This is a genomic window from Paeniroseomonas aquatica (assembly GCF_030409335.1).
Lineage (GTDB): Bacteria > Pseudomonadota > Alphaproteobacteria > Acetobacterales > Acetobacteraceae > Belnapia > Belnapia aquatica.
Genome location: NZ_JAUFPN010000043.1, coordinates 2,571 through 3,200 on the forward strand (window position 1 = coordinate 2,571; position 630 = coordinate 3,200).

The 630-nt window shown below is 67.6% G+C and carries 1 pseudogene; it reads left to right on the forward strand.

Annotated features, from left to right (window positions below):
• Window positions 1-321 precede the first annotated feature (321 nt).
• Window positions 322-630, forward strand: a pseudogene (locus QWZ14_RS05665) (hypothetical protein); the annotation flags it as partial.

Genomic DNA, 630 nt, shown 5'->3' on the forward strand with positions numbered 1-630 from the left:
GCCGGCAGGTTGGGCGCCCGTTTCGGTTGCCGTCCTGCCGGCGCCTGAGCCCATCAAGCCGCTTGCCGTATCGACAGAGGCTCCACTGCCCCGGCCGATCCCAACGATACGCCCCTCCCCCACGCGGCGACACGACGAGCCCGCAGCTGTCCGCAGTCTTGAGGAGGTTCAGGCCGAGATCGAAGCGATGAGAGCGCTACTCCAGCAGGACCGCGCCTGGCTGCCTGGTCAAAAGCGCTCCTGAAAAAATCTGGCAGGACGGCAGCGCCATTCGCGCCGCCTCCCAGGATGATTCCCCTACGGCGATAGGAGCGCCGACGCATGGCCAAGAAGGATGCAACGATGACGACCACAGACGTGCGCCCCGTACTGCTGATGCCGGTCGGCCGCGGCCGGGTCGGCAAGACCGTCGTGGGTAACACCACGGCGCAGTATTTCCGCAGCCGCGGGGCGACCCTCCGCATCTGGGACATGGACCGGCAGACCACCTCACACGGTCTGGCCACCTTTCACCCCGACGCCGAGGTCCCGCCCTCTGGCGGGCTCTCCGACCTGGCGCAGTGGCTGGAGCAGAAGATCAACGAGCAGGCCCTCTCTATCCGGGCGGGCCGGCCGTTCGATGCACTGCTC